This window comes from Microcystis sp. M090S1 (assembly GCF_020246295.1).
Taxonomy (GTDB): Bacteria; Cyanobacteriota; Cyanobacteriia; order Cyanobacteriales; family Microcystaceae; genus Microcystis; species Microcystis aeruginosa.
The window spans coordinates 1-10,043 of sequence record NZ_JADBTF010000251.1; the positions used below are offsets into that span (position 1 = coordinate 1).

Here is a 10,043-nt window from a genome sequence, read left to right on the forward strand (position 1 = left end):
CTTTGGATGGATGCCAAGAGGGAAGACAAAATCGATAAATATTCTCTCAATAAATATTGTGCAGTTCGCAGCCATTCAGTTCAAGTTTGTCGATACTCTAAATTCTATGGCTAGACAAGCATCGGCCGAACGGGACTGGTCAGATATTTCCCGTTTCTATGACAATTGTAAGAAAAAGGTTAAAGGTAAAAAGGGTTATCCCAAGTTTCAGAAAAATAATCGTTCTGTGGAATATAAAAACTGTGGTGGTCAACTATCGGAGGATAGAAAGAAAATAACTTTCACAGATAAGAAAAACATTGGCACAGTTAAACTGAAAGGAACTAGAAACCTAAACTTTTATCCTCTAGACCAAATTAAACGAGTTAGGATTGTTAAACGAGCGGATGGTTATTATGTCCAATTCTGTATAAGCGTTGATATTCGGGAATATGCTAAACCCCTAGAACCAACAAAGAAATGTGTAGGATTGGACGTAGGTTTAAAAGTTTTCTACGCTAATAGTGATGGGGAAACGGTAGAAATACCGCAATACTATCGCAAGGCAGAAAAAAGATTAAACCGTCTGAATCGGAAGAAATCCAAAAAGTTTAGAAAAGGTCAACCCCAATCAAACAACTACCAAAGGGCCAGAAAGAGATATGCTAGAAAACATTTAAGAGTAAGTAGGCAACGTAGAGGCTTTGTCGAAAAAGAGGCATTGCGCGTCATTAAATCTAACGATTTCATAGCTCAGGTCAACTTAAATATTCAAGGCATGGTAAAAAGCTCTAAACTAGCTAAATCTATCAATGATGTGGCTTGGTCAACTTTTCGGCAATGGTTAGAATATTTTGGCTTTAAATATGGTAAGGCTACGGTAGCAGTAGCCCCCCATAACACGAGTCAAAACTGTTCTAATTGTGGTCAAAAAGTAGCTAAATCTCTATCTACAAGAACTCATATTTGTCCTCACTGTGGCTATGTAGAAGATAGAGATATTAACGCCGCTATCAATATTCTGAAAAGAGGACTAAGTACGGTGGGACACACCGAAACTCATACGCTTGGGGAGAGATTCCCTCTGGCGAATGTTGGATACGTCCTGCCAGATTAAGGAAACTCGATGAACCAAGAATCCCTCGCATGAGCGCGACGGGAGTGTCAACCCCCCCCCTCACCCTCTCCGATGAGGATTGCCATTGGCTTGTCACCGCCGTTAAAGATGTGGTGGCCGACGCTCACCGCCTCCCCGGGGCCGCTTGGGAATTCGGCAAAACCTTGGCCAGCCAAGCTATCCGCCAAAAAACCGCCCAAAAATAGTTAATATGTCCAGTTTGTTTCATCCCCTCTGCGGTAGTAACCTTAGCACTCTCCTTCGTTTATTTTTGACCAATGGCGGCATCGATCGCCCCAATTTGGCCCCGGCAACCCTGGCGCTGGCAGTTACCCTGGCGCGACTGCCTTTTTCTACCCTAGAACGAATTTTAATGACAGGGTTTTATGAGCGCCGCGTGCAGGTAAAAGCACCCATTTTTATTGTCGGCTATTGGCGCAGCGGCACGACCCATCTGCACAATTTACTCGGTCAATCGGAGCATTTTGGCTATATTTCGCCCCTAGCGGTGGGATTACCCTGGGATATCCTCGGTATCGTCCGCTTATTACAACCGCTGCTAGAATTGGCCCTACCGAGCGATCGCCATGTGGATAACGTCGCCGTTACTCCCGATTCACCCCAAGAAGATTCGATCGCCCTGGCCAGCATGATCCCCCTTTCCTACTACCATGGTTTATACTTTCCCCAACGTTTTCAGTATCATTTCGAGCGAGGGGTTTTTTTTCAGGGATGCAGCGAGAAAGAAATCGCCACTTGGCAGCGTTGGCATACTCATCTATTAAAAAAAGTTTCCATCCATCAAAGAGGCAAACAATTACTAATCAAAAACCACGTTTATACGGCACAAATTGCCAAATTGCGAGCTATCTGGCCCGATGCTAAATTTATTCATATCTACCGCAATCCCTATCTAGTTTTTCCCTCAACCCGTCACTTTTTTACCCGCATCCTACCGGAACTAGCACTGCAATCCTACGATAATTTATCCACGGATGAAATCGAGCAGGTAATTCTGAAAAGTTATCCCCCAATGCTCAATTCTCTCCTGCGAGATAGTGCCGATTTACCCGCCGATAGTTTTGTAGAAATTCGTTTTGAAGATTTAGAAAAAGACCCCCTAGCACAAATCGAGAAAATTTACGATCAACTGCAACTTCCCGACTTAAAAATAGCTATGCCTCGCTTTGAGAAATATATCAGCAGTCTGCAAGGATATAAAAAAAATAATTATCCCCCAGACCCAAAAGCGATCGAGTTAGTCACATCCCATTGGCTACCATTTATTCAACGTTGGAACTATTTTTAGTTATCAGTTATCAGTTATCAGTTATCAGTTATAATTCCCCATCTCCCCACTACCCCACTACCCCACTTCCCCACTTCCCCACTTCCCCACTACCCGCTCTCCTAGACCTTTTAAACAGGATTTAGTAAGTACCTAAGCAAAATTAATTACACCTATCTAACTACTTCTTGCCTATTGCCTATTGCATGAGTGCCTATCCTAACCAAGAAGTTAATTTTGCACGACTACTTATGAAATATCTTAAATTTATCTTTCTGGGTTTAGGTTTTGTTTTACTATGGGTAATTTTACGCCAAACAAATCTGCAAGAAGTTTGGCAACAAATCACCCTAGTCGGTTGGTGGGGAATGACATTAGTAATTATTTTTTATTTCCTAGAATTCCTCACCGATGTTTTTACTTGGCAACTAACTTTTAAAAGCATTCCTATCCAACCTCGATGGACAATTCGCCTATTATTAATTTACATGGTAGGGGCAGCCTTTAATCGCGTGACTCCCTTCGCTTCTTTGGGAGGAGAAGGTTTTAAAGCAGTGATGTTGAAAACTCACTATCAGATTAGCTATAAAGAAACCAGTGCCTCGATTATTCTGACCAAGACATTAAATACTGCTTCCCTTGTCTTCTTTGCAATTATCGGTTTTTTTCTGCTCCTAGCTTCCCCAAAATTCTCCAATTCTTTTAAAACTTTTACCGGATTAAGTCTTGCTATATTCTCCAGTTGTATCCTGATATTTTTCTTGATTCAGCGATTCCGTTTATCCTCCCGAATAGTTAATCGATTAGGTCATTCTTTTTTAGGCGATCGCCTAGCTAAACCTTTAGAAAATCTTCGCAGTGTCGATGATCGTTTAGGGGAATTTTACCGGAATCTGCCACTATTTAGAAATGGCTTGATCGTCGGTTTTCTCAATTGGCCTCTCGGAGTTTTAGAAATCTATGTTTTAATGCAATTTCTCCAACATCCGATCACTTTTGCCGATGCTTGGTTATTCGATTCTGTTGCCCAATTAGTGCGCGCTGGAACCTTTTTTATTCCCGCTAATATCGGTACTTTAGAAGGTTCTTTAGTGCTGCTGGGTGCTTCCTTAACTGGTAGTCTAGAATTAGGTTTAGCGATTTCTGTAATTCGCCGGGTTAAAGATATTCTCTGGATTATATTAGGTTTATTGATTTGGTGGTTATTTTCCTTAAGACCGACTTTACCCGATCGCTCTTCAAAATAATCTCAATCATACTAAATCCGTTGAGTATAGGTAACATATCAGGATAGGCACTCATGTACTCATGCGCTCATGCAAAAAGGGGAATAAATAATCAGTCTTTAATAACCAGATTTAGTATTATCAGTAACTTTTAAATTAGTACAAATATATGAACAACTGAGTGTAAGCATCCCACCGAAAAACTAATGCGCTCCGGGGTTTGGGGGGAAGAACCCCCCAAAAGTCTGGATTGAGGACAAAAAATCTAGAAAGCACAGTTTTTAAAAATTCGCCTGGTTAAAGATATTCTCTGGATTATATTAGGTTTGTTGATCTGGTGGTTATTTTCCTTAAGACCGACTTTACCCGATCGCCCTTCAAAATAATCTCAATCAGTCAACTCCCGATTATTCATCCTGTAATTTTTCGCGTACATTGCGAACAATCCGCGATAATTCACTCTTTTCATCGACGCTAATTTTAGTCGGGGAACCACTAATAATCCGCTCGTAATTGCGGAAAGAATCCTTGATATCGGCCCCGTCCTGACTGATAGTATATTCACGAATCCCTTTATCGTGCCAAGAACCGCGCATCTTAAAGACGTTAATCGCTCGCGACATTTCGCCGCGAATTTCCACATACTGCAACATTAAAATCGTGTCGGTAATCGTAGAAATATGGGATTCGGTGATCGAGTGCGCTCCCATAAATTGGTCGGTGGTATTGGTGAAAAATCCCGTAATTTCCTCCTGTTTGGCGTATCCTGTCACCCCGATCACAAATTGCCGAAAAGCATTATTTGTCACCCCGCGCGCGAGCGCCGATAGAGAATCGATGGCAATACGAGAGGGTTTAAATTCCGAGATTTCCGACTTAATCATCTGTAAATGGTCTTCTAATCCCGCCGATTCGGGGTAAGAACACAATAATTTCAATAATCCCTTGCGTTCCATCTCCTCAAAATCGATCCCCCAAGAAGAAGCATTTCGGGACAATTGGGCGCGAGATTCTTCATAAGCGAACAAAATCGCCCGCTCACCGCGCCGACAGCCTTCTTCCAGAAATTTACTGACTAAGAGAGTTTTACCCGTACCTGTTGCTCCTGTAGCCAAAATAATCGAATCCTTGAAAAAACCGCCCCCACACATATCATCGAGGGTTTTTACTCCCGAAGAAATGCGGACATTAGAGGAGCGCTGAGTTAAGCGCATCGCACCGAGGGGGAAGATATTAATGCCATCATTGGTGATAGTAAAGGGATATTCCCCCTTCATGTGGGTTGTTCCCCGTAATTTGAGGATTTCTGCGGTTCTGCGTCGTCTTTCTCCCTCTAGCACGTTCCGCATAATTACCACATTATCAGAGACAAATTCCTCTACACCAAAACGCGCCACCGCTCCGTATTCTTCGATACGTTCCGTGGTCATAATTGAAGTCACTTCTAATAATTTTAACCGGGCCACGAGCCGAAAAATTTCTCGCCGCACCACTGACACCGCTTCGTACTGCTGAAAAACAGCAGTTACAGAGTCAATTGATACCAGTTTTGCTTTATATTTGGTAATTGCGTATTGAATGCGCTCGATCAGGGCCGAAAGATCAAAACTACCCACCACCTCTTGACCTTCCGGATCCGGAGAAGCATCGAGAATAAATAACTTACCCTGGTCAATTAATTCTTCTAAATCCCAACCAAAACTATAGGCATTTTGGATAATATCGGTGGGAGATTCTTCAAAAGTAACAAACAGGCCCGGATAGTCAAAATACTTGATACCGTGGTAGAGAAATTGAACGGCAAGCAGGGTTTTTCCCGTGCCAGAAGTGCCACTCACTAAGGTAGTTCGCCCCATGGGTAAACCACCGTGAGTGATCTCATCAAAGCCTTCAATTAGGGTTCTAATTTTGCGAACACCTTTCGGTTTAATCGGTGGATTCAATTGGCTATTAGAGTTAGATTGAGTCATTATTTATCCAGCGAATATTTAAAGAGTAGGATTTTTATCTAATTTTTCCACAGAAACATATCAGGCCTGACTAGATACTTTATACCATCTCGATTCCCATTGACTCTTGACTTTCCCATAGACGTACTAGATTACTCCCCGATCATTTCTCCTGCAATAAATATAACCCGTCTAATCACCTATTGCCGAAGGCCTAGCTATCATTTTCTCGTTCACGAATTTCCTCGTACAGTAAGTCTAAACCGATTAGAACCTTCTCTCGATCGGACAAATCACCGATAATTTTCCGCACCGGGGGAGGGAGGACTTTCGCGAGGGTAGGAGTAGCGAGAATCTTGTCTTCCTCCGCTAGTTGCGGGTTTTTCAGCACGTCAATCACCTTGAGCGCATACACTCCCTGAAATTCCTCTTCTAGGATATTTTTCAGGGTTTTCAAGGCGCGCACGGAGTTGGGGGTATTCCCAGCGACGTACAGTTTTAAAACATAGGTTTTTTTAAAGACGCTCATAGGTTAAGATCAAAGGGGCTGGGGATATGAGTTCATTGTTATTTATTGGGGATATTTTAGTCTATTCCCAATAATAAATCATAAGGGATATCCTCGCGAGGTATGGAACGACGGTACATTTCCCCCAAGTGAGCAAGGATATCAATGAGAGCGAGACGATAATCTAGGAGAATTTCCTCACTTCTGCCTTCTAATTTTAACTGTTGGGAAAATTCATCCATTAACTCCATGTGAATTTCTAGAATTTGCGACACTGAGAGATCGGTAAAAAAGACATTATTAACCAACTCATCGATCGCTTGATTGATCGGATAATCCTGTTGGAAGTAATTTAAAATAATCTCCCGATAATCTCTTCTTAATTCCCGCAGTAATTCGTTTTTTTCCTCTGGGGCAAGATTGCGATAAAATAGCTGCGGGTTGCGTTTGTAGTAAACACCTAAATAGCCGAGTCTTTCTTTTAATTTTTCCGCTAAACGGCGCTGTTGTAGGAGGAGAAAACTGTGATTATTTTCCACGGGATTTGGTTGGTTAACAATCGTGGTAGGTTCGGAAAAAGAGCAATTAGGAGCTAAATGGAGAAATCGAGCGATCGCTTGGTCGATTACCGAGGTGATGCTGTCTAATTCCTTGACGGTAATTTGTAATTCGGCACTATGATAGAGACAGGTGGGAGAGTCATTCGTCTCGGCAGTGATGTTCTTGTCAGCGACAATGATCACTACTGGCAGTAAAATCCCCCCTTCGTAGAGTTGATTAAAAGTCGGCTGTAGGGAAGGATGAAAGACCACCAGCAAACAATCGATTTTTTCCTTTTGTGCCTCGATATTAGCCAGTAATTCGCTAGAAGACGACCCTAGGGTTAGATGATAGCGTTCATTAGCCAATAAAGCCGTCAAAGAATTAACCAGCCCCGGAGGTGAACTCACTCCCGTCAAGGGTGGGTCCGTTGGGATAAAAGCATAAATAGTCAGTCTCGGAGGCAACGTTTTCTCACCCGCAAGGTAGATAGAAAATAACAAACAATTAGGTTAGGCTTTCTCTGTTGAGAAGACAACCCCCTCGCCATCAGATCGGGGAAGTTAAAGTTAACTTTGCTTTTTGGCAGTGGGTATTGTAGTTAATTGTAATCAATGGGGAGGCCGTCTAGATGAGCGAGCGTCATAATCAAGGTAGATTCAAGTTCTAGGACTACTAATAGTTTGGCCATCAGTTTGTTAATTATGCCCTAAAGTTACCGCCACCGCCCACCCAATTATCCCCATGCCTAGCGTTACCCTCAGCCTCCATCACTTTCATCAATCCGTCACTGCCTGTGAATTAATTATTGACCGGGCAAGTCTTTGCGATTTAATTAATACGGGCAATCCAGAAGCGATCGTGGTGGTGGATGAGCGGTATTGTCCCCTAGGACTGATTGAGAGTCAAACCCTGATTGCTTACCTCCTCTATCAACAACAGTACCCCGAAACCAGAAACCCCTCCTCCAGCTGCCTGGATCTGAGCGGTTGGCTGCGTCCGATTATCCCTCTTAACGCTCGCATGGCCGTAAGTGAGTTTCTGGCAACCCTGACGGGAGAAGCGCTCGCCTTGGTTCCCATTTTAGTGGATGCTCAGGGCAAACTGTTAGGACGCTTAGACACGGGCAAACTTCTCCAATTTTGTCTCGGGCGCTCGATTCTCGATGATCCCCCTCCGCAGCCCCGCATCAGCGATCGCAATTCTCCCCCCCGCAGCGATCGTCCTCTGGAATTTCTGGAACAATTACCGCTGCCGCTGCTGCTCTACAGTCCAGAAGCGGGAATTTTATACCAAAATCAGGCTTGGTGTCAACAAATCGGGGCGGCTTTCCCCGCTAATATCGATAAATCTCCCTTTGCTTTGGTTAATGACCCCTTAACCCGCCCATCCCCCACCCCCCCCCTGTTTCCCCAGCGTCTAGAAACGGTGACATCGGGTTTAGCCAAGACTTGGCGACTGTTGTCCGTGCCGTTAAATTTGGCGGATAATTATCCCTTGCTCGAGAAAGCTTCGGGACTGTGGTTACTGTTGGCCACCGATATCACGGAACAACAGCAATATTGTCAGGAATTAGCGGTTAAAAATGCCGATTTAGTCCATTTAAATCGTCTTAAGGATGAATTTCTCGCCTGTGTCAGCCATGAGTTTAAATCGCCCCTCACCGCCGTGATCGGTCTCTCCAATCTGCTGCGGGAACAAAAAATCGGTGAACTTAACCCCCGACAGTCGAAATATGCCGATTTAATCTATCGCAGCGGTCGCCAGTTGATGGCTCTGGTCAATGATCTCCTCGACTTAACCCGCCTGGAGACAGGACAACTAAAATTAACTTTCACTAGAGTCAAAATCGATCGCCTCTGTCAACGGGTGTACGATATCATCGTCGATAAGTATCCCCAACGTCTCGATCTCCCCGGCAGCTATCGTCTTGACATTGAATCAGGGTTAGATTATGCCCTGGCCGATGAAGCCCGTTTACAACAGATGTTAGTGAATTTGTTAGATAATGCGGTTAAATTCACCATTGATGGCGGTAATTTCGGCATTAAAGTCAATCGTTGGGAAAATTGGCTGGCTTTTACCGTCTGGGATACGGGGATCGGTATTCCGGAAGAATCCCAGCATCTGATTTTTCAGAAATTCCAACAGCTAGAAAGTCCTTTCACCCGTCAATTTGAGGGTGCAGGTTTAGGTTTAGTCCTCAGCCAAAAATTAGCGCGCTGTCACGGTGGAGATCTATCCTTTGTCTCCAAGGACCGGGAAGGCAGTCAATTCACTTTACTGCTGCCGGTTCATCCCCAAGGTGCCGATCAGGAGTCCGCCACTCCCCAGCGTCTGGTGTTAGTGGTGGAAGCTAATCCCCAAGTGATCGAACAGTTTGTCGATCGCTTGAGTGAATTGGGATTAAAAGCCATTATCGCTCGTAGCGGCACTGAAGCGATCGAAAAAGCCCGTCAGTTAAAACCCCGTTGTGTTTTTCTCAATCCCAATCTACCCCTCTTGTCCGGTTGGGATGTGTTAACGCTGCTGAAATCCCATCCCCAAACCAAAGACATGAAAGTTATTGTCACCGCTGCCGATTCTGAGCGCAACCGCAGTCAACAGCAAGGGGCCGATAGTTTTCTGGTTCCGCCGATCACATCGGCAGCTCTGCAAGCTTGCCTGAATCTGACCGTTTCCCCCATTCCTAGCCGCAAACGGCGCACTGCTCCGACTCTGCTGCGTTTACACGGCCATTATGCCCCCAATTTCTCCGATTTATCTTCCTTTAGCTGGATTTGGAATAATCAATTAGTTCGGGAGAATTATCGTTTTATTGAGGCCGATAGTTGCGAACAGGCGGAACTTTTAGCTGGTGTCTGGGAGGTGGACGCTATCTTAATCGATAGTTCGATCGCAGAAGATTTATACTCTTATCTGCAAACCTTGAGCGAGTCGCAAACCCTAGCTAATTTACCCCTAGTCACCCTTGATGTGGCTGTCACCGAGGTGGCCAATCAAATCCCCGGTTTAGCCGTTTTTCCCTGTTTGGCCCCCCCGACGGAAAACCGCATCGAACAGCTATTAAAGGTAATCGAGACTGCTGATCTGGCTTTTTCTGGCCACTTGAGCGGCGATCGCGTCCTGTAGGGGCGAAGCATTCGGGCATAACCTATCGGTGAAACCGGAGATTTTCTATCCGAATGCTTCGCCCCTACTTTTTGCCGCAAACCCTAAATAGCTGAAAATTTGTCAAAACGTCGTGCTTTGCTTACCTCATAAGCGATTAAAGGTAACAAAACAAAAGACCTCTTGCAAAAGTCTTAAGTCGATCCTTAGAACTCTTGCAAATTAATTATATGTTATAATGATGGGTTAACTAATTTTTCCCAAAAAATTAGTTAACCAGTACATTCGTCCTGAATGAAAACTTGAAGTTTAACTTTTAACTCAA

General features: G+C 44.0%; 6 protein-coding genes and 2 pseudogenes. 5 read left to right on the forward strand and 3 right to left on the reverse strand.

What is annotated here, in order from left to right; all coding sequences use genetic code 11:
* From IM477_RS11330 to IM477_RS11345, 4 genes and pseudogenes are all read left to right on the forward strand, one after another.
* Positions 1-1,109: pseudogene (locus IM477_RS11330) on the forward strand (RNA-guided endonuclease InsQ/TnpB family protein); the annotation flags it as partial.
* Positions 1,110-1,149: 40 nt separating this feature from the next.
* A pseudogene (locus tag IM477_RS11335) lies at positions 1,150-1,302 on the forward strand (aspartate aminotransferase family protein); the annotation flags it as partial.
* A 5-nt stretch (positions 1,303-1,307) separates the two neighbouring features.
* Positions 1,308-2,405 (forward strand): sulfotransferase family protein, encoded by a 1,098-nt coding sequence (locus IM477_RS11340; protein ID WP_287731781.1) that lies wholly within the window; start codon positions 1,308-1,310, stop codon positions 2,403-2,405.
* 230 nt (positions 2,406-2,635) lie between these two features.
* Positions 2,636-3,631: a lysylphosphatidylglycerol synthase transmembrane domain-containing protein gene (locus IM477_RS11345; RefSeq protein ID WP_287731782.1), complete on the forward strand. Its 996-nt coding sequence runs from the start codon at positions 2,636-2,638 to the stop codon at positions 3,629-3,631.
* A gap of 386 nt (positions 3,632-4,017) precedes the next feature.
* Here IM477_RS11345 and kaiC read toward each other — a convergent pair whose 3' ends face one another.
* The 3 genes from kaiC to IM477_RS11360 form a co-directional block, all read right to left on the reverse strand.
* Complete coding sequence (kaiC, locus tag IM477_RS11350) at positions 4,018-5,580, reverse strand: circadian clock protein KaiC (protein WP_002767428.1); 1,563 nt, start codon at positions 5,578-5,580, stop codon at positions 4,018-4,020.
* Positions 5,581-5,773: 193 nt separating this feature from the next.
* Positions 5,774-6,088 (reverse strand): circadian clock protein KaiB, encoded by a 315-nt coding sequence (kaiB, locus tag IM477_RS11355; protein WP_002733742.1) that lies wholly within the window; start codon positions 6,086-6,088, stop codon positions 5,774-5,776.
* Between the two features lie 56 nt (positions 6,089-6,144).
* Positions 6,145-7,074, reverse strand: a complete 930-nt coding sequence (locus IM477_RS11360) for a circadian clock protein KaiA (RefSeq protein ID WP_287731783.1) — start codon at positions 7,072-7,074, stop codon at positions 6,145-6,147.
* Between the two features lie 277 nt (positions 7,075-7,351).
* Here IM477_RS11360 and IM477_RS11365 point away from each other — a divergent pair, with 277 nt between their 5' ends.
* On the forward strand, positions 7,352-9,739 hold the full coding sequence (locus IM477_RS11365; RefSeq protein ID WP_287731784.1) for an ATP-binding response regulator: 2,388 nt from the start codon (positions 7,352-7,354) through the stop codon (positions 9,737-9,739).
* Positions 9,740-10,043 lie beyond the last annotated feature (304 nt).

Coding starts and splice junctions, on each gene's coding strand:
- IM477_RS11340 (WP_287731781.1), top strand. CDS start 1,308: ATGTCCAGTTTGTTTCATCCCCTCTGCGGTAGTAACCTTAGCACTCTC.
- IM477_RS11345 (WP_287731782.1), top strand. CDS start 2,636: ATGAAATATCTTAAATTTATCTTTCTGGGTTTAGGTTTTGTTTTACTA.
- kaiC (WP_002767428.1), bottom strand. CDS start 5,580: ATGACTCAATCTAACTCTAATAGCCAATTGAATCCACCGATTAAACCG.
- kaiB (WP_002733742.1), bottom strand. CDS start 6,088: ATGAGCGTCTTTAAAAAAACCTATGTTTTAAAACTGTACGTCGCTGGG.
- IM477_RS11365 (WP_287731784.1), top strand. CDS start 7,352: ATGCCTAGCGTTACCCTCAGCCTCCATCACTTTCATCAATCCGTCACT.